We start from the raw sequence: 24,134 nt of genomic DNA, 5'->3' as shown, positions 1-24,134 counted from the left end.
AATTTTTATTGACATAAAAAAGCACTCTGCTTTGTGCAGAATGCTTCAAGGGATGGGTATTGATTGTTCAAAATGTTATTCTGTGCCGTGTTGGTCAAGCGGCTTAACTATCGGGCCGTCACTCGGACCCGGCACAAAAGGTCCGGCTGTACCAAATAGCCCCAAGGCTATAACCAGGGCCAGGAAATATGCCTTCATTCTAAATACACCTCCTCTCTCACGCCCATAGCTAACTGATACGTTTTCAATTGCTCCGCCGATGCTTGTTCTCGATACGATTCAAATAACGAAACACATTGAAAACCATCTTCATACTTTTTCATATCTTTTGCCAAGGAAAGACAATACAACGTCTCATCGAGTCCTTCTTCAATACGGCCATTCCTAAACTCATAAATAGCTTTGTGGTACCTATATTGAAGATGTCGATCTGAAAGAATCAGATGCTTGTTAAATATATCGAAACGTTCAATAAAACCAGAAAAACGCGCCAGCACATGATCAACATTAAACCCATGAGTATTCGCTGATGAAACGATAGCAATCAGCCCGGCCACAACGTCGTTTAACTGGTTTAAACTCGCCAAATAATCGGCATATTCGTCAATAATGTCTTCGTTCCCCGTTAGCACCTCAAGCGTATATAAATTCGCTTTTCCCCATATCTTAAACTGCTCTACTTCTTTCTGACCAGATTCATCGAGTGGCTCTGGCCATTCCAGACCAGCATAGCTACGTACATATTTTTTTGACTGCTCATATAACCCTCGTCTTTCCAACACAGACCCCAAATACAAGAGTCCCTTGCCATAATAATACACCGGATGCTTTTTAAGCGCTACCACTTCATCGCCAGATACAACAGTGCTTAGCTCCACCAGCTCGCCCGCATATTCTTCTACCTCTCTCCACTTTTTCAATGAATAACAAACTCGCGCTAATTGATACAACGCGTCCAAACGATAACCCTCCGGTAACCGGTTTCGAAACGGATCAAAACGGATAACGGCCTTCCAATTCCTTTCCGCATCTGTACCTTGCGTGACCGTAAATAACCGATAATGACTTATCGCCAGCATTTCGGAAAAGCTGTCTTTGACGTTCTCCACGACAAGCTCATAAAAGCGTTCCGATTCTTTTTGTTTCCCCTTATGAAAGAGCTTCTCGGCTGCCGCAAAGATGACTTTAACGTTTTTCGGGTTATCGAGAATTTTAGATACGACGGCGTCAATACAATCATTTCGGCCCACTTCTGCACATCGTACCAAATAAGGAACTAACCGTGGCCGGGACAATCTTTCTTCGGAGATGCATTCTTCCGTGTACAGCTCATATAACCATCCAGGCACCTTTCCGAAAATATTGCCCAAGGCATCTAGTTGGTTTATCGTCATTGATCGGGAAATGCCATTCAAGGCCATGCTTAGATTACCTGGGTTAATCCCAGAGAGTTCCGCCAATTGATTGATATTATAACCATGCAGCTTCATTTGGTCTTCAATTTCCCAACGCAAAGAGCGATTAACGACCCGCACGAAAAAACCAACCTCCCCTAAAAATATAAAACAATATTACCACATTATTCCATAAAAATAAACAAAAAATTTGCAGTTGTTAAAATAATGAGGTTGATGTTTACATATAGTAAAATTCGATCCTTCCATACCCTTCGGCCACACTTGATGAATCAGGCTTTTTCCGTTTTGCATAGGATGGAGGTTACGAAAGGGAATTACACGAATATTAACCTTTGGTGAAGAGGCGGATAATTTCAATACAGTTATTTCTTGACACTACAAGAAGGAGACTTTACACTTTATCTATTCAATAAAACAATTGAATGATTGAGGTGTCACTCTTATGAGTATGGAACGAATATGGAAAGATCAGTTGTACCAAGAATTTGCTCGTATAGGTAAATGTTTATCCAGTCCTAAACGCTTGGAATTGCTTGACTTGCTTTCTCAAGGCCCCAAATCTGTAGATCAGCTCGCTAAAATAACAGGGATGAGTGTCGCAAATGTATCCCAACACTTACAAACGTTGCATGAATCCAGACTGGTTCGATCCCACAAACAAGGCAACTTTGTGATATACGGACTTGCTGAACTTTCTGTGGCCGATTTCATGGTGTCATTGCATCGTCTCGGTGAAAAACAACTAGTAGAGGTACAGAAGCTTAAATCCGATATCTTGCTAAATCATGTAAGTATGGAGCCTATAGCTTTAGAAGAGCTCCTCGAGCGGATGCATAGAGGAGAAGTTGTATTACTGGATGTCCGACCAAAAGATGAATATGCTACGGGCCATATTCCAGGCGCAATCTCTATACCTATGGAAGAGCTGGAGAAGCACCTAGCGTCCTTACCAGCGGATAAGGAAATCGTGGCTTATTGCAGAGGACCCTATTGTCTAATGTCCGCACAAGCCGTTGAATACTTAAAAAGCAAGGGGATCAAAGCATCCCGTTTGGAAGAAGGCGTACACGAATGGAAACGCTTTGTGGATTCAACTACGTCAAACAAGGAGATTATTTAGTATGAATCCAGAAGATGAAACCACTTGTCCAATCTCTACCATGAACGATTGTGTTGAACATACCTAGAAAGGTGGTTCTAAGCGATGACGCGTGAACCCCAATTATTTGACAGGCATATTCATCAATACATTAATTCAACGGATATGCAAAGAAAGCTGTATAAGCGTTCCCTATTCATAGTGGTCCTATCCCAAATTTTCGGAGGTGCAGGTCTTGCTGCCGGTGTAACGGTCGGCGCGCTTCTTGCTCAAGAGATGTTGGGAACCGAAAGTCTCGCAGGTGTTCCTGCCGCTTTGCTTACCCTTGGCTCAGCTGCAGCCGCCTTGTGGGTAGGCCGACTTTCAGAACATTACGGGCGAAGGTTAGGACTTGCTGCAGGATTCTTAGCAGGCGGGCTTGGTGCTGTGGGGGTAATATTGGCTGCGGTAAATAATAGTGCAGCGCTTCTGTTCATATCGTTGCTAATCTACGGTGCAGGAACAGCAACAAACTTGCAAGCCCGTTATGCCGGAACAGACTTAGCTAGGCCTAATCAGCGGGCCAAAGCAATTAGTATCGCTATGGTTTCGACAACATTAGGTGCAGTTGCTGGCCCTAATATGGTAGATGTTACTGGTCGTTTTGCAACTTCCATTGGGGTTCCAGCGCTTGCAGGTCCATTTATCCTAGCTGCTGTAGCGTATATCCTCGCAGGAATGGTTTTCTTAATTTTTCTGCGGCCCGATCCATACGTCGTTGCAAAGGCAGTGTTTGAATCACAACAATCTTTGGGACAGAAAGCAGCTGAGGGTAAAAGGGGTCATAAAAGCAGCAACAGCGGTCTGGTTGTAGGAGCAACAGTAATGATCTTAACCCAAATAGTTATGATTGCAATAATGACAATGACCCCAATCCACATGAAACATCACGGTCATAGCTTGGCAGAGGTAGGATTAGTTATCGGTATTCATATAGGCTCCATGTATTTCCCTTCACTCATTACCGGTGTACTGGTTGATAAAATCGGTCGTACAGCCATGTCAATTGCTTCGGGAGGCGTTTTATTGCTTGCAGGTATTGCAGCCGCAGTAGCTCCTCCGGATTCTATGCTGGTACTAGTTCTTGCTCTATCGCTGTTGGGAATCGGTTGGAATTTCGGCTTAATCAGTGGGACAGCAATCATTGTAGATGCAACTGATCCAACCACACGTGCAAAAACACAAGGAACGATCGATGTGTTGATAGCACTTGCCGGGGCTTCCGGTGGAGCGCTATCCGGTATGGTAGTCGCTCATTCAAGCTATGCGATATTGTCGCTTGCTGGCGGGGGTCTGGCCCTTTTACTTGTACCTGTGGTTATATGGTCTCGAAGCAAATCAACTGCACAAAATCAACCTATAGAGGGTTAGAATGCAAAAGCTCAAGCCGATCCAGGCTTGGGCTTTTTTCTTCTGGCTATACCGAGGGTGCCCAACTTACAAGCATTTCGCTTGTCCATCGCATAAGGTGGTGTAATCATGAAAGGAGTGGGTGAATTGACGAAAATCACAATCGCTGCCGTCGGGGATTTGTTGATGAAAAAGAAGATGATCGCCTCGGCCGCGCGGGAAGGCGGATTCGCCCCTATTTTTTCCAAAGTGAAACCCTATCTGCGGAAAGCTGATTTAACGATAGGCAATCTGGAGACGACCTTCTCCGGCAAAAATTTTCGCGGAGAGCCCGGAAAACTGTTGTTCAACTCCCCGGACAAATTCGCTGCTACGCTCCGGAACTTGGGCTTCGATGTATTAGGCACAGCCAATAACCATTGTATGGACGGGAAACGATCCGGTTTGAAGCGGACATTAAACGTCCTCGATCGACACGGTCTGCGGCATACGGGCACGTATCGCTCCGCCCGGGAAGCCCGCCGGAAACTGATTGTTAACGTAAAGGGAATAAACATCGGAATATTGGCTTATACCAAAGGAACAAACGGGATCCCCGTGCCGAAGCCGTGGTTAGTCAACAGGCTAAACCGGAAAAAAATGATAGCGGACGTGCGCAGCTTGAAGAGTAGAACAGATTTTATCATCGCTTGCCTGCATTTCGGGAAAGAATTTCGAACTTATCCCGACCGCAACCAAATCCGGCTCATGCGGCTGTTGTTTAAGAATGGTGTGAATGTCGTGCTGGGAGCGCATCCCCATGTGCTGCATCCGATAAGAATGTTTAAGGTGAAGGACATCGACGGACTCGTTAGAAATCGGGTAGCGGCGTCTTCTCTAGGAAATTTCGTATCCACCGAACTTCCCCGGCATACCGCTAGACTGCGAGGAACAATCTTGATGTTAACCTTGACGAAAAATGCAAAAGGGATAACGGATGTGTTGAAAATGTCATGTGTACCAACCCGCATTTTGCAAAATATAGGGAAGAAAAACGTTTATCGGGTTGTGCCGGATGGATAGAACGGATTATCGATAAAAGAACTGCTAAACCGGAAGGTCTCCGATAAGGAGATCTTTTTTTTTGCGTGCGGAATGGTAAGTTGAGACACGATCATAAAGCCTCGGCATTATCGCACTGAGGCTTTTTAACCTGTTAAGTTTAATAATGTTATTGACACGACACTAAATGGTGTCCTATAATCAAAGCGTCACTAAATGGTGTCCAATTTGCAGTTAGTCATTTGGAAAGTTTGGAACCTGAATAAGCTTCACTTGAACCAATGAAGAGGAGGAAACAACCGTGAAAGTAGAAACCCAGCCCGAGGAAAAATGATAGCTTATTGGACAGTCACATTACTACTCGCAGCAGCTGTTATGTTAAGTGGTATCGGGCAACTGATGCAATATGGGGGAAACGTCGAGTTAGTGAAGAATCTTGGTTACCCCTTATACGTCTTGACCTTTCTCGGGATTTGGAAAGTGCTTGGAGCCATCGCTCTTGTCTTGCCAGGTTTTCCTCGGCTTAAAGAATGGGTTCACGCTGGTATCCCTTCGTACCACCAATAGATTTCTACTACAGAAAATAATATTTAGGAGAGGGTGTTGTGAGCGAGAACAACCCGTTGCGGGATGTGTTTGACGCGATTGCAGATCCAACTAGGCGCCGACTGATTCGTCTGTTAGCAGAGAAAGAGGAGATACCGCTTCATGAGTTAACGGCACAGTTTCAAATGGGCCGTACCGCGGTATCCAAGCATTTGACAATCCTTAAAGAGGCCGGACTGGTCCTTGACCGAAAAGTCGGCAGAGAAACGCGATTTAGGCTTAATGCCTCTCCACTCAGAGAAATTCAAGATTGGGTGGCTTTCTATAGCAAGTTCTGGGGTATGAATATGTTGCGCTTGAACCAACTATTAGAGGAGGAAGAAGAATGAGTTTAACATTATCCTTGGATTTTCAGTACACGACATCGATCGAGAAGCTTTGGTCCGCCTTAACCGATTCAAGCAAGCTTGCCAAGTGGGTGGTCAACATCCACACCGGTCAGGCGATGGAAAATGATTTTAAGCCCGTCGTAGGACACCGTTTTCAGTTTCGCACGCAGCCGACCGAATGGTGGAATGGAATTATTGAAGGCGAAGTGCTTATCGTGGACGCACCAAACCGGTTGTCCTATACTTGGGAAAGCGGAGAGAAGCACACGGTCACCTGGACGCTGCAGGATTTAGGGGACGGAAAGGTTAACCTTCATCTCGAACAAACCGGAATCTCCAATGCTCAAGCCCTCAATGGAGCTAAGTATGGCTGGAGTAATTGGTGCGGCGGGCTTGAAAAGGTGTTGGAACAATAACCACTATGCAAAGCGCATGCCGATGTCGGCATGCGCTTCTAAGGCTGCGAATGATCTTATTCTTCTTTAGCTGTTTCCACATATTTTTTGAAATTGTCTGCAATCGCCTGCCACCCGGCTTGCTGCATCTCGACGCTATTGGTCTCTTCCGCTTCGAATGATGTGATGATTTTCGTGTCGTTGTCTTGGCGAATAAAAACGATCTTCACTTTTCTACCATCGGCGATCGTATAGGAGATGCTCTCGTTAATGCTCACCTCGTCGTATACTCCGCTGAAATCAAATCCAAAGCTGCCGTCTTTGGCTTCCATTCTTGAGAGGAATTTACCGCCGACCCTCAGATCATTCTCGGCGTATGGCGTGTGCCAATCATCGGAAGCCTTATTCCATTGCGTGATATGCTTCGGATCTGTCCAATATTTCCACACGCTTTCGACGGGAGAATGAACGATCGTTTCCACTGTTATCGTTACCGGATTACCTGTTCCCATTACATAACCTCCTTGATGACTAAGATACACACCTACACCTATTATAGCATGAAGCGTTAGCTAGAGTTCTTTTCGATTGCTATTATACAAATCTCCCAGACACCCGACTTGCTCTACCACCCGCTCCCCCGCCGCACCTCCTCGACAATAGCCCGGACCCCTTCGTCGATCCGCTCCCGCTGCGCCCGTGAAACGCTGATGCGGATAAATTTCTCCCACTCCGCGTAATCCGCCAAATAAAACGGCTTGCCGGAAACGACGCTGACCTTCCTCTCTGCGAGGCGCTTCATCAGACGCTCAATATTGGTCGTCCTCGGCAGCTTAAACTGAACATAGACGCCCGAACGGACGTCTGCCACCTCGATCAGCCCCGCATCGTTATGACGCCGCAGTGCCTCGTTCAACTCGCGCATCCGCTCCTCGTACAAGCCATATATTTTGTGCTTGTGCCGCTCGTACATGCCGTTTTTGATGTAAATTTCGAGCGCCGCCTGGGAGAGCAGCGAGGTGTCGGGGTAATTTTTGTACTTATGGTACGTCTTCAGCAGCCGCTCCGGCAGCACGACGGCTCCGAGCCTCAGCCCGGGAAAAATGATTTTGGAGAAGCTCTTCAAATAAACGACATGCGAGCTCCGGTCATAAGCGTGAATCGGTTCGAACCGCTCGGCGCCGAGGTCCGCCATATAATCGTCCTCCACGACGTACACGTCGTATTTGCCGGCCAGCCGGGCGATCGCCTTCCTCTCCTCCGCGCTGTACGAGGTGCCGAGCGGATTGTGGTATCTCGACATCGTGTAAAAAAATTTGATGCCGCCGCTGCGAAACTGCTCCTCCAGCTCCTGCAGATCGATCCCCTTCGCCGTCCGCGCGATGCCGCGAACCGGAATGCCCTCCGCCTCCAAAAAGCGCAAATACAGATCGTAGCTCGGCTGCTCGACCAGAACGGTCGTCTTTCCGTTCGGAAACGGCATCTTTGCCAAAATTTCCAGCGCCGGCTGCGCACCCGAGCTGACGAGAATCCGCTCCGCCTTGGCAAATACCTGATCGCCGGCCAAATGGGAAACGAGCGTCTGGCGCAGCGATTCCAGCCCATGCGGATCGCCGTAAGTAAACAGATGGTATTTGTACGTATCGATGGCCTTGTTCAGGCAATGCTGGAAATCCAAATACGGAAACACGTCCAAATCCGGCGACGCCGAAGCAAAATCGATCGTTTCGCTGACCGTGCCGCTGCGCCAGTCTCCCGACTTCTCGACTACGTAATAGCCGCTCTGCGGGACCGAATAGATCGCGTGGCGCTTCTCCAGCTCGGCATACGCCCGGATAATCGTGCTGACGCTGCAGCCGTACTCCTCCGCGGCGCTGCGGACGGAGGGCAGCTTCCGACCGAGGCCGTAGTGCCCCTCCCGGATTTTATGCTCCATATCGGATAAGATCGAGACATACTTTTTCATCACGCGCCTCCTTGTTCCCCTCATTATACACGAATCCGGCCAACTGTATCGATACAGTTGCAGTAAAATGACATTGTCCAGTTTTTCCATTGGCCTTACCTTATAAGTAACGGGTGAGCGAACGCGCACCCGACTGTCCAGGAGAGAAGGTTGCCCCCATGAACCAAAAAGGATTAAAGCTCGCATATGTATTCGCCATACTGAATGCGGCGATCATTGGATTCTCGTTTCTGTTTACCAAAATCGCGCTCGAACACGCCCACCCGCTCGACACGCTAACGTTTCGTTTCGCCGCATCGTTTGCGGTCATGTCGATCCCGGTCGCGCTGGGCTGGGTCAAGCTGACCTACCGCGGCAAGCCGCTGTGGAAGGCGCTGCTGCTGGCCACGATGTACCCGCTCGGCTTCTTCACGCTGCAAGCGTTCGGGCTGCAGCACGCCACCTCGGCCGAGGGCGGCATTCTGTACGCGTTCACCCCTGTCGTGACGATGGTGCTCGCCTCCGTATTTTTGAAGGAAGCGACGACCGTCCTGCAGAAGCTGTCGATTTTCCTGTCGGTCTTCGGCGTCGTCTTCATCTTCGTCATGAAAGGAAGCCGCATCGACTTGGCGAACATGACCGGAATCTTCCTGCTGTTCCTGACGTGCGTCGCTTTTGCCGGATACAGCGTGCTGGCCCGCTCGCTTTCGAAGCAGTTCAGCCCAGCGGAAACCACTTATTTTGTGCTGGGCGTCGGCTTCGTCGTGTTTCTGATCGTTTCGCTTGCCAGCCACGCGTCCGCCGGGACGTTTAACCAATTTACCGCACCGCTGGTCGACGGGACCTTTCTCGTCTCGATCTTTTATTTGGGCGTGATCTCCTCGCTCGTCACCGCCCTGACGGCCAACTACATTTTGTCCAAGATGGAAGCTTCGAAAATGAGCGTATTCAGCAATCTGGCGACCATCGTCTCGATCGCGTCCGGGGCTCTGTTTCTCGGGGAAGAGGTGACGGTGTACCATCTGATCGGGTCGGTCATGATTATTGCCGGGGTCCTCGGAACGAACCTCTTGGGGCGGAAAAAGACGGCTCCGCAAGGCATTCAAGCGAAGCGCGCGGAAGCATGAAGCGATGTGCAAAAAACAGCCAAGCCCCTGAAATTCCAGAGGATTGGCTGTTTTCGCTGGTTTAACTTGAGATCGCCCGTCGAACCGCGGGAGCCTCGGGCAGCTCGTTCACGGAAACGATGGCGTCCGTCTTCTTCACCGGTTTACTCCAGTACCGCTCGTTCCCCGGCAAATCGTCGAACCAGGCGGCCTCCTCCGGACAATCCAGCACCATAAATTTACCGTACTCCCCGTCCCGGGATTGATGGTACTTCAAGTAAGCCTTGCCATTCTCGATCGCCAGAATTTCGATTTTTCCGGACGTATGGCTCATCGACAGGCGTACTCTTTTTCCCAGACCGGAGGTTAAAGCTTTCGCTTGCTCGACAATAGCGTATACCTTCTTCAGAGGCAGGACAAACTCGCTGTTGCCGGCCACCGGACGATTGACGAAGAAGTAGTAGGGCGTGACTCCGGCCCAGGAAAGCTTGTCCAGAAGCTCGCCCAATACCGCAGGATCGTCGTTAATCCCCTTCAGCACCGGCGTCTGGTTCACGACGATGGCCCCGGCACGATGCAGCGCCTCGAATCCCTTCTTGGCCTCCTCCGTGATTTCGCGGGGATGATTGATATGCGCCATGACGTAGATACGCTTATCCGCGGAGGAGAAGGACCGAATGAGATCCTGCAGCGCTTCGTCCTCGTAGATGCGCATCGGATTGAACACGGGCAGCTTGGAGCCGAGCCGGATGATCTTCACGTGCTCGATGGCCCGCAGCTTGCTTAATATGTTGCCCAAGCGTGCCGTCGACAGGATAAGACTGTCCCCGCCGGTCAGGAGCACGTTGTTAATTTCGGGATGCCGGGCGATGTAAGCGATTCCCTCTTCGACATCGGACATCGCTTCTTTCACATCGTTGCGGAATAACCGTTTGCGGAAGCAGTACCTGCAGTAAGCCCCGCATACTTCCGATACGAGCAGCAAGGCCGTCGTCCGGTATTTATGCTGGCAGCCGGGAACGACATAATTCGTATCCTCGTCGGAAGCGTCCCACCGGCCGTATTCCATCAGCTCACCCTCGTTCGGGATGACAAGTTTTTTAATCGGATCGTTCGGATCGTTCCAATTAATGAGGCTCAAGTAATAATCGTTCACGCGAAACACGAATTTCTCCGTAATGGGCTTAAGCTTCTCCCGCTCCTGAAGCGGGATTTGGGGAATCTTATCCATATCGGTGATATATTTCGGCTGTGGCATGGCTTTTACCCTCCTTGTCATGGATGTAACTACACCAACAGTACCGCAGGACACCTCCTTGTTCGCATTTTTCCGCAGATGGGCGAATAAAGCAAAAAGACCCGTACAGCAGCGCATCCCTGGGCACAACGTGCCGCAGCTTGGCTGACTGTCGCGGGTCTATCCCTATACGAAGACCCGCATCACGGGTCATTCATGCCATAAAATTTGCACGAAAGCATGGACCCATCTACTGCTGACGAGGTTAGCTGACGGACTCGGGAAAGATGGTTCCCTACGCGCACAAGGCGATTCGCCCCACAAAAATGGTTCCCCCGCTTTCCAACTCGGAGAAGTTGGAAATTAAGCGTATTTTCATGATACACAACGGAAGTTTCATTCGTCAACCGTTATGAACGGATCGGGAAATATTTCTCCCTTAGTTCCTGACTGCCGCCGGTTTCTCGGGTGTCTCCCGGTGAATGAGCAATGCGGCCACCAAACCGATGCCCAGAATAAGCGCCAGCAGCACGAAGGTCAGCCCATAGCTGCCGGCTTCCATAAAACGAATGGAGAGGATGGGCCCCAGACTTGTTCCGGCGAAGAGAATAAACGTGTAGACCGAAACCGCAATCCCGCGCGATTTGCCTCCCAATTGGCCGACGAGCGAAACGAGCGCCGGGACAGAGAGCGCAATGCCCGCCACAAAGACCAAGCTCAGCATAATCAGCAGGGGCAAGCTGGACGTCAGCCACAGCGAAGCAAGACCCGCCATCGCCAGCAGCAGTCCTCCGCGCAGAACGGCACGAACGCCATACCGTTTGGCCAAGCGTCCGGATAAAGGAGACAACAGCATGCCGATTACCCCGATGGAACGTACATACAGAATTTCCTGCTTGGTCAGCCCGAAGTCCGGTCCGCTCAAGTAGCTGCCCAGCACCGTGTACATGCTGACAAACGACATGAGCAGCACCAGAGCGACAGCATAGCTGAGAAGAAGATTTTTCTGCGAAAATACGCTGCCGATTTGCTTCAAGGGCTCCCATATATTAGCGTGCGCCTGTTGAATTTCCCCTTTCGGCAGGAAGCGGATAACGAGAAACGCAGTCACGACATAGGCGCCTGCGAGAACATAAAATACCGCATTCCACCCGTATTGCTGGCTGATTAAACCGCTGACGACCTGCCCTACGATTCCGGCCACCAGGAAGCCCGTGCTGATAAACCCGATCGTCGTCACCCGTTTTTCCGCCGGAAACATTTCCACCGCGTAAGCCAGAGCCACCGGCGAGAACGTGGCTGCCGCAGCGCCTTGCAAACCCCTTAGCACAATGATCCAGAAGAAGCTGTCGATGACGCCGAGCAGCAAGGAGATGAGCGTTAACGCCATGAGTCCGATCACGATGACCTTTTTGCGGCCGTATTTGTCCGACAATGCGCCATAAATCAGGCAGCCGATCGCGAAGCCGAGGGAAAATACGCTTCCCGCCGCAGCCGCCTGCGTAGGCGTGACGCCGAACAGATCTGCGAACAAGGATATTAGCGGAATGGTGACGTAAAGGCTGGACATCACCGCCATGCCGGACCAGCACAGCACCGCCGTCATTAAAGAATAGTTTCTCTTGGGAAGGGATGAATTGGCCATTTGCAACATAAAACACCTCTTTCAAATTTCGAATTTCGAATAAATTAGGATCAAGCCGTCTCGACGGCCGTTTGCGGAAACTGCATATCGTACAAGGTCTTGTAGCGGCCCGAACGGCGAAGCAAGGCTTCATGCGTGCCTGTTTCCACCACCTGTCCTTTCTCCAAAACGACAATCCGGTCCGCATGCTGAATCGTGGACAGGCGGTGCGCGATGACCAGGCAGGTGCGCCCGGGAAGCAGCCGGGAAAGCGCCTTTTGAATCAATTGCTCGGATTCCGTGTCGAGCGCGGCCGTCGCTTCATCCAAAATGATCAAGCGCGGATTTTTCAGCAGCGCCCGGGCTATCGACAGCCGCTGCTTCTGCCCGCCCGACAGCTTGACGCCCCTTTCTCCGATCAACGTATCGTATCCGTGGGGAAAAGCCTCGATAAACTCCTGCGCATTCGCCGCTCCCGCCGCCGCTTCGATCTCTTCGGGAGACGCGTCCGGCTTGCCGTAGGCGATATTGTCCCGGATGGAACCGTTCAGCAGGATCACATCCTGGGATACGATGCCGATTTGACGGCGAAGCGACTCAAGGGTGACTTCGTCCAGCGGATGACCGTCGATGAAGATCACCCCTTTTTGCACATCGTATAAACGGGCGATCAAATGAGCGACGGTCGATTTGCCCGAGCCGGACGAGCCGACCAGCGCCGTCACTTGATTGGCGCGGATTCGCAAATGAAAATTTTGCAGAACCGGCACATTCGCTTCATACGCGAAATCCACGTCATCGAAGAAAATATCCCCTTGGATCGCCGGTAAAGCGAGCGCATTGTCTTTGTTGCGAACCTCCGGCAAGGTCTTCAACACTTCGTGAATTCGTTCGTAGGCCGCGGCCGATTGTTGAATTCGGCTCACCATGCGGCTGAAGGAACGAATCGGGCCCTGCAGCAGACGCAGGTAAGCGAGGAAAGCCACGATGTCGCCGACGGTAAGCCGTCCGCGCATCGCCTGCCAAGCCCCGAACAGCAGCACGATGACCATTCCGATGGAATTCAGCATGTCGATGATCGGAGAGAACAAAGCGGACAGCCGTGAAGCCGCCACTGCAGCGTTCCGGTTCTGCTCGCTCCACCCGGCGAACCTCTGTGCCTCCTCGTGCTCGTTCGCGAAGGATTTTTTAATCATCCGAATTCCGGACAGCGTATCCTGAAGGTGATTGCTCAGCTCGGCGGAAGACTGGCGTACCGTCCGATAAGCCGACTTGATGCGGCCGCTGAAAAACCGCGACGTATAGAACAGGATGGGGAACTTGCTCATCAGTAGAAGCGCCAGCTCCCAATCGACATAAAGCAAATAACCGCAAACCGCGATAAAGGTGAAAAAATCGGCCGCGATGGATAACGTATCGGGAGACACCAATTCCTGCAGCTGGTTGACATCGCTAGTAAGCCTGGTCATGAGATCGCCGGTACGATTGCGCTCGAAAAACTTCAAGTCCAGGCTCAAGGTATGCCGGTACAGCTTATTCCGCAGCCGCAGAATGGCCCTTTGGCTAACAAGCGTCATCATATAGCTGCTGCAAAAGCGAAAAGCTCCGAGCAATAACGCAGCGCCGACAATGCAGCCCCCCATCTCAAGCAGCGCATCGTATCGCCGGTTGGGTATGAGCTGATCGATGACGACTTTAGTGAATTGAGGAATCCAAAATTCAAGAACGGAAATCGCAAGAATCGCTGCCGCCGCGAGCGAGATCAAAGCCATTGCCCGCTTGCTTGCGCGAACAGCTCCTTGAACATTTCCGCAAACTGTTTTCGCCCCTTCATGGCATGACCCGAATTTCTCTTCAATATAGTAAGACTATCTAACTATTATTCTAAAAAAAATTATCTCCCTACGCCCACCTTTTTCTCGATGCTCTGATGCAGCTTGCTCAGGATCTTCTCAAACACCTCGCGTTCCTCGGTATCCAGATCGTCAAGCAATGAGCCGCAGGTCGACCAAAAGGTCGGCAGTACTTGGTTCACCAGTGCCCGGCCTTCCGGCGTAATGCTGACATGAATCATGCGGCGATCCTTGGCGCTTTGTTCGCGGGAAACCCAGCCGCGTTTTTCCAGCCAATCCAATAGCGCCGTGACGGAAGCCCGGCGAATTCCAAGCCGATCTGCGATGGCGGAAGGCGTAACAAGCTCCCTGCCTTCATGCAGCATAAGCAGCAATAACATATCCAGCTTGCTCTCGGTAATGCCAAACGGAGCCAAATCGACGTCCATCACGTCGAGGATGTTGTCGCTAAGCCACAGCATGACCAATCCCATGCGAATCGATTTGCGGTTCGCGTCTTGAGACGTCGTTTTGCCCATAAGCTCCAAATAAGGGCCGATGCCCAGCGCAGGCAGCTGTTGATCCGCCGTGCATTCATTCGCCGTTTTTCTTTCCATGCCCTCACCCTTCAAGATTGCGTTCTTAATAGTTAGATTATCTAACTATGACTATAGCTTATTTTGTACGCCACCGCAAGCCTTTAATCTTCGGGCCATGGAAGTCGGGGCGCATGGCCCCGCTAAGACGTATATTCGTGAACGAGCTTCCGCAGCGCTTGCTTCACATCGCCGTGGAAGCATCCGCCATGATAGCAAATAAGCCGCTCGACGTCGTAATCAAGCAAGCGCCGCACAGAACGGACGGCCTCCTCCAAATCTAACGTGAATTGCGGATTCGCAATGTCCAGCTTCCCCTGCTCGATGACGACGGCGTCCCCGGCGATCAGCGTCCGGCTCTCGGGAAGATAAAGCGAAATATGCCCGGGCATATGACCGGGCGTATGCACGATCTCGATCCCGCCGCACCATGGCAGCCGCTCCCGATCGGCGACCGTCCGATCGACGGCAGCCGACTCGATCGACTGCAGGAAGCGAATAAACTGCTCCGCTTGCGGCTTCGCTTCTTCCGGCAAGACGTCGAGCGTCGATTCGGCCTGTTCCAGCCTGAGCGACTTCTTCGTCCCGGCGATATAGGGCGCTTCCACCTCGTGAGCGATAATCTCGATCCGTGGAAAAGCCCGCTTCAACGCGGCCAGCGGACCCATGTGGTCCATATCGTGATGCGTTACAATCAGCTTGGTGATCGAATCGAGCCGAAAGCCGCAGCGGACGACCGCTTGTTCAAGAAAAGGCACAAAATCCGGATACCCGCAGTCGACGAGAATGATATCTTCCTCATCTTGAAGCAGCACCGGGGTAATCGTTTGCTTTTGTCCGCCGTACTCAAACTCGATATCGAGCAAATGACAATGGTTCATACCTACCTCCAGATTCAGCATTTTTATGTTCCCTCGTCCTTATTGGTCGTCGGGGACAAAGTAACCGACCGTCTTTCATTCACCGGCACTAAGCCGAGGGATTTCCCGGCCGAGGATTTTACCGCAAAATCAATCGGTGCATTCTTGGCAGCCGGCCATAATTTGAAGCGAGTTTATGCGGCTGCCGAATTCTTCGGAAAGAAGCGGTCCCTCAATCTTCATATTGTACGAGGTCCCCGGCCGAATCCGGTTTGTTATCCTCGGACGATGATCGAAGCCACCCAGCAATTTCCCGGACTTGTCGAAAAACATGATCGTCATCCTTAAATGATTCGTATCGACGTTTTGGTTCGTATCGTTCTTCAAACCGGTCTGAACGTTCAATTGGACACTATCTTTTCCTTCCAGCTTGAACTTCGGTTTATCCGGCGTCAGCATCGTAAACGGCAGATTGCCATTGTTTTTCTCCGCTTCCAGCTCAAGCTTGGTCGTACCGAAATCTTCGCTGAATTTGAAATCCGTAAACGATGTATCCGCCACAAACGCCGTTTCCCCCGGCTGCAGCACGTACGGAAAAGCATATAACGGTATCAGCTTTTGTTCGCGCTGCTTTTTGTCATACAGGCGATTTAGGATTCTGGAGACATAGACCGGAAACGAATTGTTATTTTTCAAAATTAATGCCTTCGTGATCAATACCGTTTCGGGAGAGCCAGGGGTCTTTATAATTGAATAAGACATTACATTTTCCGCTTCTTGAACGATATCAAGCGTAACTTTTGGCTTCGGCTCGTAAACGACTTGATCCGCCTTGTCATCTTTGTAAAAGTATAGCCAGAATAATACAACGGATAGCATGGCCAGTACCAAAACGAATGTAAAACAACCTTTTAGCATAAAAGCTCCTCCTGGACGACAGATCTGCAAATATTTATGTATTCATCCGCCATTGTACTGTGCTGTACAGATAGTGTCCAGATTAACGTATTCCTGGAAGCACGGCTCGCCTTCCGGCTCCCGCACTCAATCAAGCAATTGAAGCTCCTTCGCCTGCGCGATCGCTTTGGTTCGCCGGTTAACCTTGAGCTTTGTGAAAATATTTTTCACATGAACCTTCACCGTACCGACCGCCACAACTAACTGCTCCGCAATCTCTTTATTCGACAATCCCGTAGCGAGTAAAGCGAGTACTTCCATCTCACGCTCCGTAAGAGGCTCCTCCATCGCCTGCGGCGTTCTCGGACTCTCCTTCCCATCGTCCGGCTCGCTGTCGAATTGGCCCAGCGAACGCAGCAGCTCACAAATATATAAGCTCTGCGCGGCCATGGCATGAAAGATGCTGATCCGTTCCGGCGAAAAGACGCCTGCCACAAGCGTATTTTCAAGATAAAGCACCCCAACCGACGCCCCGTGAACGGTCACCGGCATGCATAATGCGGATTTGGGCCGATGCTTCAGCAGGTACGGATTGTGCAGCAGCCAGCTATCCTCCGTCCCGGTATAATGGACCGACTCCTTCGTTCTGGAGACATAGCGCGCAATACCGCCGGGCAATAGCTCGTTATCCTCCAATGGCGTAAGCGTGCCGAAGATGTTCACTTCGTCATCCGCATAGACCCGAACATACAGCTCGCCATGCGATTCCGTAAGCAGCGCGCCTTTTTGCGCTCCGGCATATTTCATCAAGGTACTCATGATCTCCACCAGGACGGCGTCCAAATCCATCTTGTCCGCGATAGCCTGTGTCGCTTTGAGAATGGCGACCAGATCCATCCGCTCCGCGGCGTGCGCCTCCTGGCGGATGCCGAAGTCACGCGGTGCAGCATCCGCTGCCGTTAGACTGCTTAATGACGGCTCCTCGGGCAGCAAACTTTCGGCCTTCCCGGTACCGCGCAGCGAGTGAAGCCGCTCCTCCAATAGCCGGGCTTTACCACGGATTCCCCACTGGTTGTAGCCCTCCACGGCTGCCTGCCAATAAAAGAATGCGATCTTCGCTCTTCCCCGACTTGCGTAATAATTGGCCGCCAATTCATAGGCTACGCTCTCGATTTGGATATTTCCCTGCTCCTTGGCTTCCCGAATCGCTTTGTCATACATCGCCTCGGCTGCCGCGTAACGTTTTGCGACTTTGGCCCATTCCGCTTCCATTAGACATAGCTTCGACAAGAAATTGTCCGGACTCCATCCTACCCAGGTTTTAAATCGGCGGACAATTCGTTTCACACGTTTCACCCTGTTGTTCCCGCTTCGCAGCATATCTGGATCGGACAGCAGCGCAAGCGCTTCATAGAACAAACATTCCGGCAGATGAGGCAGATGGGTGGCGTACGCGGCAAATTTCTCCGCTTGCTGCGCCCACTGCGCGGCTTCGTCGAATTTGCCGTTGAAGTAGCATAATTGGGTCTTGTACGTATTGTATTGAAACAAAGTCGTCGAGAAGGTCTCCTCGGAATAAATGTGCTTCAAGAACCGTTCTTCTTCAAAATCCTTATCGTTAAACGAACAAGGCTCCGCCGTTTCCCCTTGCAGCGCCAATATAAATTGCCGGTACAAGTGAAAATTTTGCAGCACAAACTCATCCTTCGTTTCCGCCAGCACAGCCAAATATTCGGTAATCTTCTTGGACAACGCGTCTAGCGGAGCTCTCGTATACAAGGAATTGATATGCGCCCCCATCGAATAGCTCGAATACACGTAATCGCCCGACTCCATGCCGAATCGGAGCGCTTTTTCCAAGTGTACGTCTCCTTCGTCCGCGCTTCCTACGAACTGGCAGAGCACCCCTCCGAAAATCATATGCGTGATCCCTTTGATCGAAGTCACATTGTACCGCTCGGACAACTCCAGACCGACCTTGGCCATCTCGTAGCCTTTCTCATACCTCCCTAGCGCAATTCCCAAAAACATACCGTACATCGAGTAAATGGCGCCGGAAACAGCGGTATTCCCGTACTTCAACAACAATCGTATCGCTTGGCACAGGAGCAGAAAAAACACGTTTTTATTGGTAAAAAAAGTGGAAGCCATGATCGCAAAAATCATATGGATAGCAGCCACTCGGTCTTTATCCGTCATTTCCGGAAGGAAAGCAAGCCGTTTATCGTGGCGCCTGAGCCATAGCTCCACCCGCAAAAGCTCCGCCAAAACGACGGCCTTCGAAGGGACAGGCGCGATGTCGATCCGGAACTCTTTCAAGCCCTGCAAGCCGAGAACTGTAGCTTCTTGATATTTGCCCAAGTTAATGCACTGCGTGATCCGAATCATCCATACTCTGGCCCGTTCGATGGGATTGCGCGTTTGAAGCAGCAACTGGCCGACCAACCGTTCCGTATCCTCATGATTCCCGTACAAATACTCGCATTCGGCCCGCTCCGCACACAGTTCGAAGCACAGTGTATAATGCCGGTCCCAATCCCCGGCACCGAGCAAGGCCGCCCCTTTTCTAAAGAAAACCAACGCGATATCGAAGGCTGTCGACGCCTTGGCCCGTTTCCCGGCAACGAGATTCATCTCCATCAACTGAACCGTTTCTTGCCGGTCTTCGATGACGCCCGAACCGATATTGAGGTGGTGGACAGCCGTGAAAAAGTCTTCGGACTGCTCTCCGTTCAGGTCTCTCAGCCATCTGCCGATCGAAAGATGCGTACGCTGCCGCGTTTCGTCATCCATCCGGTTGTATAACATTTTCTGGAAGTTATCGTGAAGGAAGCGATAGCGGTCCGGACTTGACGACGCAATTAAGCCTTCATCGAGAGCCGAAGATAACACCGAACCAACGGTCTCCGCCGGTCGCCCCGAAACCTTCGCAATAAAAGAAGCGTGAAACTCGCTGCCCGTGCATGCCGCAATCCGCAGCAGCTCCTGAGCCTCGCCGGAGATTCGAAGCAGCTTATGCTCCATCAGCTCATGAACCGTAAAGAACGGCTGGCGTTCGATAATTTGCCCCAAGCTCCAGTGCCAGCGCCTATCCTCGTGACTGTAGCTCAAGAGCTTGTCATCTTGAAAGCGTTGAAACATTTGTTTGAGGTGAAACGGATTGCCTCCGGACTCGTGGTACAGCACTTCGGTGAGAGGCATGGCTTCATCGGCATCGCAGTTTAGCGCATCCATTACAATAGGATTCATTTGTTCCAAGGTCAACGCGCGCAGAGGAATATGGCGGACCGCGACCTCTTCGGTAACGCTTCCGTCCTCCTCATACCCTGGAAGCTTCTTCGGCCCCGGCTCTGCGTCACGATAAGCGCCGACAAACATCAAATACTGGCTTTCCGGGTCGCACAGAAGCGAATGAATCAACTGCAGCGACGAGGTATCGGCCCACTGCAAGTCGTCAATAAACAGAACGAGCGGGTGCTCTTGCGAGGCCAACGCTTGAACGAATTTGCGAAATGCATAAATAAACCGCTTTTTGGCTTCATCCGGGGGCAGCTCTTCGGCAGCTGCGAAATCGCCAAGCAGCAGCTTGACTTCGGGAATGATCGCGGCAATGATCGCTTCGTTCGAGCTTAAGGCGTCACGAAGCTTGCTTCGCCATGCTTCGATCCGATCCGAGCTTTCTCCCAGCAGATGGCGCAACAGCCCGCGAAAGGCTTGAATAATCGGGTAATACGGGCTTTCCTTGGAAATTTGCTCGAACTTCCCCGTGATATAGAACGTCCCCCGCAAATGCGTTTTCTGCCGGAGGAACACTTCTTCCAACAGACTCGTTTTTCCAATTCCCGCCGGGCCCGAGACATACACAATTTCCGTCGATCCGAAGCAGGTCGATTGGAAAGCTTGGGACAGCAGCGAAATCTCGTCTTCCCTGCCGTACAGCACGTCTTTCATCCTAAACGGCTCGTACATCTCTCCGATTTTGTTCAGATCGGCGATTAAAGCATCGCAATGAGGATAACGGTTTTCTGCGTTTTTTTCCAACAGCTTCATCACGATAGCAATAACCGTCGAATCCACAGCCTGACTCGGATGGATGAGCGGCAGCGGCGCTTGCGCCAAATGGGCGTGAATCCACTCCAGCGGCTCTGCAGCCTTATACGGCAATTGCCCCGTCAGCATCTCGTAAAATAGGACCCCTAACGCATACAGATCGCTTCGTTCGTCAACCTGCCGCTGCATTCTGCCGGTATGCTCGGGGGAAATGTACGGAAGCCGGTCGATGAAAACGTGCAAGTCATCTGGACGAACCGGATTGTCCATGACCATGTGTCGAGCGTGGCCTAAGCCGGTCAGAGACGCGTCCAGCGTATCCGGATGAATCAGAATATGGTCCGGCCGCAGATCCAGATGAAGAATCTGTCGGCGATGAAGCTCCTTGACGATGGCGGCGATTGCGCCGGCCAGTTGAACAAAGGTGCCTTGATCGAGGCCGCTGCTCCTGCTCAAGTACTCCCTTAAGGAGGTTCTCCCGTCGTCCGCGAGCACAAGAGCGAGCGAGTTCTCAAATGTTCGCAAAGCAATCGGCTTCACGATACCGTCCAATTGTAAACTTTCGGTGATCTCGAATTCACGGCGAAGAAAGTCTTGCTCGGCTGCACCGCCGTCTTCGCTTTTGTCCGTTCGGATAAGTACAGGGTTCAATGGATCGAAATCTACTAGAATCCCCCGGTACAGCCTCATGCGGCTGTCTTCACTCACTATGTCCATCACTTGGAATTCCAGATTAGGATTCATGTCCGACACCCCTAGCGTACTCCTTGATAAACCTTATTTTAGAAACCTCCGCAGAAGCAAGTCAACCCCTCGTCTGCCGAAAGGCAGGGGGAAGGGCACGTTTTCCATACGCATAAAAAGACGGGCCCATCGGCCCGTCTCTTCATCTGCTTATCCATCGATGAATCCCGCTTTTAGCAGCATCCGGTAAATGAGCACCGCCGTCTCGGCACGAGTTAATGTCTTCTGCGGCCGCAGCTCATCTCCATACCCGTTCACCAATCCCGCATGAATGGCGATCCGGATCGCGTCGCTTGCCCAGCCGCCAATCTGATCGCGGTCGGCGTAGACGGTGAGATCCGCTTGCCCTGCGCCATGGCTTGCCGCCGAATCGGCATCGGCCATCCGTAGCGCCCGAACGAGCGTCACGATCGCCTCTTGCCGCGATACCTTCCGGTCGGGCCCGAATGTGCCGTCTCCGAAACCATCCATGATGCCGTATGCTTTCACAGCCGCTACGGCCCCGCTGTACCAGCTCGTTTCGCTTACGTCTTGGAAACCCGCTTGATCTACGGCTTTCGGAAGCCCCATCGCTCTTGCAAGCAATGCGGCGAGCTCGGCCCGGGTAATCTCCGCTTCAGGAACGAATCGGCTTTCATCTACGCCATCGACGATCATCCGGCTGTTCATGCCGCCTATTTCAGCAGCCGCCCAGTGCCCTTGAATATCCGTTAATTTGGACATTTTGGATACCGGTACGTAAGCGCTATTCGTAAGACTGTGGATGACAGCGGCCTGCTGCCCGTTTACTTTGGTAAATTTCGTCGGCACCGGACGCGCACCGAGCTTCCCGTCCCACACGACGACCGTTGAAGCCTTGCCGGTGAAATCCTTAGGCAGGTAAAGGACTCTTTCCACATAACGGCTGAAGCCGGAAATCTCTCGTTTCTCGCCATGACGAACCACTTGAACGGTAAAATGAACCGGGTCGGCGGCCAACTGGAAACCGCCCTTATTCGCCGCATCCCGCAGTCCCGATATCGCTTTGCCCTTGTCAAGCTCGATCGTCAACTGTGCTTCCGCGTCGTTCGTCCAATCGGACTCCTGTCGCGTCAATTCAGCCAGAGGCAGGCGATATTGGCCCTGCCGGGTTTTCAAAGTAAGAGCGTCCGCCTTCTCGGCGAGGAGGGTAACAGCTTTACCGGGAAGCCGCAGCGCCACTTTGCCCGCCTCATCCTCAATCGAAATCGCCAGATTCGCTTTAGCCGCAGCGGATAGCGAATCAAGCACCTTTTTTAGCGTATTTGCAGCCAATACAACCTCGACAGACTTCGCTCCGTTGGCATCGACTTGAAGTGTGGCAATCCCGGACACCTTTTGATCATGGATCCAAATCGCAATCGAATGGTTGGGTGTCGGCTGACTCGGTGGGTTTGCCGCACTCGAAGGGCCCGAAGAGCCTGAGCCGGAATCGGAATCGGAGTCGGAGTCAGAGCTTGCTGCCGAACGAACCACGCTAAGCGTATACGTTTTAACGGAGCCGCTCTGCGCTTTGACCTTGACCTCGAACGTGTTTTTACCCGTCACAAGGGAATATTCATGCGGCATCGCATTGCCGGTTACCTGCAATCCGTTCACATAAACGGCAGAATACACATCCGAGGGGGTCAGCGTCATTTTCAAACCATACACCGCATGACTTACATCTACCGTATAGCTCGTAACTCCCGGATTAAAATCGAACTTCACCGCCCCGCCCAAGCCTGCAAGCTGCCAGCCGGCCAAATCCGCATTGCCGCTCATAGGAACGATGTTCTTCACCTCGATCAGACTGACGCTCGCATTGCCGGCCGTATCTGCCACATAGACCGAATACATCCCGTTTTCTTGTACCGTAAAACGGTGATCCGTCATTTCCGTGCCTTGCTTGTCAAAATACGAGACGGAACGCCTTCCTGCCGCCCACTTGATCGAAGATACGCGATTAAACTGGCCATATACCGACGCTGTTACGGTAACGGTCACACTCCCGAAGGTTGGAGCGACAGGGGCCGCCTGCAGCTTGATATTCGGCGGCTGGTCGTACGTAAACGTAATGCTCGCGGTTTGGTCTAGTGCTAGACCGCTTGCTTCATCCTTGGCGAAATAAGTCACGTTCTCTGCCGCTGTATTGCTCACCGCAAAGGTGGCCAGACCCTCCTGATCGGTTACCCCGTAAACATGATCGATAACGGATCGTCCGCCTTTGGCTTGAAGCATCACTCTCTTTCCGGCGAGCGGATGATCGTAATCGTCCTTGAGCTTCACGAAGATGGAGGCCTTGCTGCTGCCGTCCGCTCGTACGACGAGATCGCTCGCGGCCACCGTCGAGCGGGATACGCTCACCTGACCATGCAGAAATTGAACACTCGCTGTCTGTGCTATCGCGCTGCCACCGACCGTCGCGCTGATCATCGCGGTACCTACCGTCGTCGGCGCTGTCAGCGTCGCCGTATAGGTGCCATTTTGATTATCCGTCACAGCGCCAACCGTCCCTAACGTCGACGTGATCGCAACCGCCGCGCCTCCGCTCGTCAATGCATGGCCCTGCGCGTCCTTCAGCTTCACGCTGACCGTCGTCTGACTGGCTCCGTCCGCCGCTAGGGTGACGTTGCCCGCTTCGACCGTGCTCGTCGCTGCCGACGGCGCTCCCGGCACGAACTGGACGCTGGCCGTCGAGGCGATTGCACTGCCGCCGACGGTCGCACTAATCGTCGCGGTGCCTACCGTCGTCGGGGCCGTCAACGTCGCTATGTAGGTGCCATTTTGGTTGTCCGTCACAGCGCTAACCGTCCCTAACGTCGACGTGATGGCGACCGCCGCGCCTCCGCTCGTCAATGCATGGCCCTGCGCGTCCTTCAGCTTCACGCTGACCGCCGTCTGACTGGCTCCGTCCGCCGCAAGGGTGACGTTGCCCGCTTCGACCGTGCTCGTCGCTGCCGACGGCG

Annotated in this window: 17 protein-coding genes, 1 pseudogene and 1 riboswitch; of the genes and pseudogenes, 7 read left to right on the top strand and 11 right to left on the bottom strand. The window is 52.0% G+C overall.

The window, feature by feature from the left end; genetic code table 11:
• Window positions 1–194: 194 nt before the first annotated feature.
• Complete coding sequence (locus QJ48_RS09880; RefSeq protein WP_082420436.1) at window positions 195–1,535, bottom strand: helix-turn-helix transcriptional regulator; 1,341 nt, start codon at window positions 1,533–1,535, stop codon at window positions 195–197.
• A gap of 331 nt (window positions 1,536–1,866) precedes the next feature.
• Between QJ48_RS09880 and QJ48_RS09875 the strand changes: the two genes are divergently transcribed.
• The 6 genes and pseudogenes from QJ48_RS09875 (at window position 1,867) to QJ48_RS09850 (ending at window position 6,298) form a co-directional block, all read left to right on the top strand.
• Window positions 1,867–2,538 (top strand): metalloregulator ArsR/SmtB family transcription factor, encoded by a 672-nt coding sequence (locus tag QJ48_RS09875; protein ID WP_082420443.1) that lies wholly within the window; start codon window positions 1,867–1,869, stop codon window positions 2,536–2,538.
• 84 nt (window positions 2,539–2,622) lie between these two features.
• Complete coding sequence (locus tag QJ48_RS09870; RefSeq protein WP_054973453.1) at window positions 2,623–3,927, top strand: MFS transporter; 1,305 nt, start codon at window positions 2,623–2,625, stop codon at window positions 3,925–3,927.
• Between the two features lie 108 nt (window positions 3,928–4,035).
• On the top strand, window positions 4,036–4,968 hold the full coding sequence (locus tag QJ48_RS09865; RefSeq protein ID WP_054973452.1) for a CapA family protein: 933 nt from the start codon (window positions 4,036–4,038) through the stop codon (window positions 4,966–4,968).
• A gap of 309 nt (window positions 4,969–5,277) precedes the next feature.
• Window positions 5,278–5,496: pseudogene (locus QJ48_RS09860) on the top strand (DoxX family protein); the annotation flags it as partial.
• Between the two features lie 56 nt (window positions 5,497–5,552).
• Window positions 5,553–5,882 (top strand): helix-turn-helix transcriptional regulator, encoded by a 330-nt coding sequence (locus QJ48_RS09855; protein WP_054973450.1) that lies wholly within the window; start codon window positions 5,553–5,555, stop codon window positions 5,880–5,882.
• Complete coding sequence (locus QJ48_RS09850; RefSeq protein WP_054973449.1) at window positions 5,879–6,298, top strand: SRPBCC domain-containing protein; 420 nt, start codon at window positions 5,879–5,881, stop codon at window positions 6,296–6,298. The genes QJ48_RS09855 and QJ48_RS09850 overlap by 4 nt, the downstream gene beginning before the upstream one ends.
• A gap of 56 nt (window positions 6,299–6,354) precedes the next feature.
• Here the strand turns inward: QJ48_RS09850 and QJ48_RS09845 are convergent, their stop codons facing one another.
• Both QJ48_RS09845 and QJ48_RS09840 read right to left on the bottom strand, forming a co-directional pair.
• Entirely contained in the window at window positions 6,355–6,789 is a 435-nt protein-coding gene (locus QJ48_RS09845) for an SRPBCC family protein (protein WP_054973448.1), read from the bottom strand.
• A 113-nt stretch (window positions 6,790–6,902) separates the two neighbouring features.
• On the bottom strand, window positions 6,903–8,243 hold the full coding sequence (locus tag QJ48_RS09840; RefSeq protein ID WP_054973447.1) for a PLP-dependent aminotransferase family protein: 1,341 nt from the start codon (window positions 8,241–8,243) through the stop codon (window positions 6,903–6,905).
• A gap of 158 nt (window positions 8,244–8,401) precedes the next feature.
• Between QJ48_RS09840 and QJ48_RS09835 the strand changes: the two genes are divergently transcribed.
• Window positions 8,402–9,349 carry a DMT family transporter gene (locus QJ48_RS09835; RefSeq protein ID WP_054973446.1) on the top strand — a complete coding sequence of 316 codons (948 nt, stop codon included), beginning with the start codon at window positions 8,402–8,404 and terminating at the stop codon, window positions 9,347–9,349.
• A gap of 61 nt (window positions 9,350–9,410) precedes the next feature.
• Here the strand turns inward: QJ48_RS09835 and QJ48_RS09830 are convergent, their stop codons facing one another.
• The 8 genes from QJ48_RS09830 to QJ48_RS09795 form a co-directional block, all read right to left on the bottom strand.
• Window positions 9,411–10,586 (bottom strand): KamA family radical SAM protein, encoded by a 1,176-nt coding sequence (locus tag QJ48_RS09830; RefSeq protein WP_054973445.1) that lies wholly within the window; start codon window positions 10,584–10,586, stop codon window positions 9,411–9,413.
• A gap of 220 nt (window positions 10,587–10,806) precedes the next feature.
• Window positions 10,807–10,945: riboswitch (cyclic di-AMP (ydaO/yuaA leader) on the bottom strand.
• A 59-nt stretch (window positions 10,946–11,004) separates the two neighbouring features.
• The gene (locus tag QJ48_RS09825; protein WP_054973444.1) at window positions 11,005–12,219 is read right to left on the bottom strand and encodes an MFS transporter; all 1,215 of its coding nucleotides are present in this window, start codon (window positions 12,217–12,219) and stop codon (window positions 11,005–11,007) included.
• A gap of 41 nt (window positions 12,220–12,260) precedes the next feature.
• Complete coding sequence (locus QJ48_RS09820; RefSeq protein ID WP_237762859.1) at window positions 12,261–13,961, bottom strand: ABC transporter ATP-binding protein; 1,701 nt, start codon at window positions 13,959–13,961, stop codon at window positions 12,261–12,263.
• A 122-nt stretch (window positions 13,962–14,083) separates the two neighbouring features.
• Window positions 14,084–14,638, bottom strand: a complete 555-nt coding sequence (locus tag QJ48_RS09815; RefSeq protein ID WP_054973443.1) for a MarR family winged helix-turn-helix transcriptional regulator — start codon at window positions 14,636–14,638, stop codon at window positions 14,084–14,086.
• Between the two features lie 122 nt (window positions 14,639–14,760).
• The gene (locus QJ48_RS09810) at window positions 14,761–15,498 is read right to left on the bottom strand and encodes an MBL fold metallo-hydrolase (RefSeq protein WP_054973495.1); all 738 of its coding nucleotides are present in this window, start codon (window positions 15,496–15,498) and stop codon (window positions 14,761–14,763) included.
• Between the two features lie 129 nt (window positions 15,499–15,627).
• On the bottom strand, window positions 15,628–16,395 hold the full coding sequence (locus QJ48_RS09805; RefSeq protein ID WP_054973442.1) for a hypothetical protein: 768 nt from the start codon (window positions 16,393–16,395) through the stop codon (window positions 15,628–15,630).
• A 126-nt stretch (window positions 16,396–16,521) separates the two neighbouring features.
• Window positions 16,522–21,168, bottom strand: a complete 4,647-nt coding sequence (locus QJ48_RS09800) for an AAA family ATPase (protein WP_272948120.1) — start codon at window positions 21,166–21,168, stop codon at window positions 16,522–16,524.
• A 150-nt stretch (window positions 21,169–21,318) separates the two neighbouring features.
• Window positions 21,319–24,134, bottom strand: a 2,816-nt coding sequence (locus tag QJ48_RS09795) for an invasin domain 3-containing protein (RefSeq protein ID WP_193394416.1), incomplete at its 5' end; no start/stop codon positions are given.

The organism is Paenibacillus sp. A3, from assembly GCF_001399685.1.
Lineage (GTDB): Bacteria > Bacillota > Bacilli > Paenibacillales > NBRC-103111 > Paenibacillus_G.
The sequence above is the reverse complement of the archived record's forward strand: the minus strand, read 5'-3'. Positions and strand labels throughout refer to the sequence as shown.

Excerpts from the sequence above, each read along its gene's own strand:
- QJ48_RS09875 (WP_082420443.1), top strand. The coding sequence starts at position 1,867 with ATGGAACGAATATGGAAAGATCAGTTGTACCAAGAATTTGCTCGTATA.
- QJ48_RS09870 (WP_054973453.1), top strand. The coding sequence starts at position 2,623 with ATGACGCGTGAACCCCAATTATTTGACAGGCATATTCATCAATACATT.
- QJ48_RS09865 (WP_054973452.1), top strand. The coding sequence starts at position 4,036 with ATGAAAGGAGTGGGTGAATTGACGAAAATCACAATCGCTGCCGTCGGG.
- QJ48_RS09850 (WP_054973449.1), top strand. The coding sequence starts at position 5,879 with ATGAGTTTAACATTATCCTTGGATTTTCAGTACACGACATCGATCGAG.
- QJ48_RS09845 (WP_054973448.1), bottom strand. The coding sequence starts at position 6,789 with ATGGGAACAGGTAATCCGGTAACGATAACAGTGGAAACGATCGTTCAT.
- QJ48_RS09840 (WP_054973447.1), bottom strand. The coding sequence starts at position 8,243 with ATGAAAAAGTATGTCTCGATCTTATCCGATATGGAGCATAAAATCCGG.
- QJ48_RS09835 (WP_054973446.1), top strand. The coding sequence starts at position 8,402 with ATGAACCAAAAAGGATTAAAGCTCGCATATGTATTCGCCATACTGAAT.
- QJ48_RS09830 (WP_054973445.1), bottom strand. The coding sequence starts at position 10,586 with ATGCCACAGCCGAAATATATCACCGATATGGATAAGATTCCCCAAATC.
- QJ48_RS09825 (WP_054973444.1), bottom strand. The coding sequence starts at position 12,219 with ATGTTGCAAATGGCCAATTCATCCCTTCCCAAGAGAAACTATTCTTTA.
- QJ48_RS09820 (WP_237762859.1), bottom strand. The coding sequence starts at position 13,961 with ATGGCTTTGATCTCGCTCGCGGCGGCAGCGATTCTTGCGATTTCCGTT.
- QJ48_RS09815 (WP_054973443.1), bottom strand. The coding sequence starts at position 14,638 with ATGGAAAGAAAAACGGCGAATGAATGCACGGCGGATCAACAGCTGCCT.
- QJ48_RS09810 (WP_054973495.1), bottom strand. The coding sequence starts at position 15,498 with ATGAACCATTGTCATTTGCTCGATATCGAGTTTGAGTACGGCGGACAA.
- QJ48_RS09805 (WP_054973442.1), bottom strand. The coding sequence starts at position 16,395 with ATGCTAAAAGGTTGTTTTACATTCGTTTTGGTACTGGCCATGCTATCC.
- QJ48_RS09800 (WP_272948120.1), bottom strand. The coding sequence starts at position 21,168 with ATGAATCCTAATCTGGAATTCCAAGTGATGGACATAGTGAGTGAAGAC.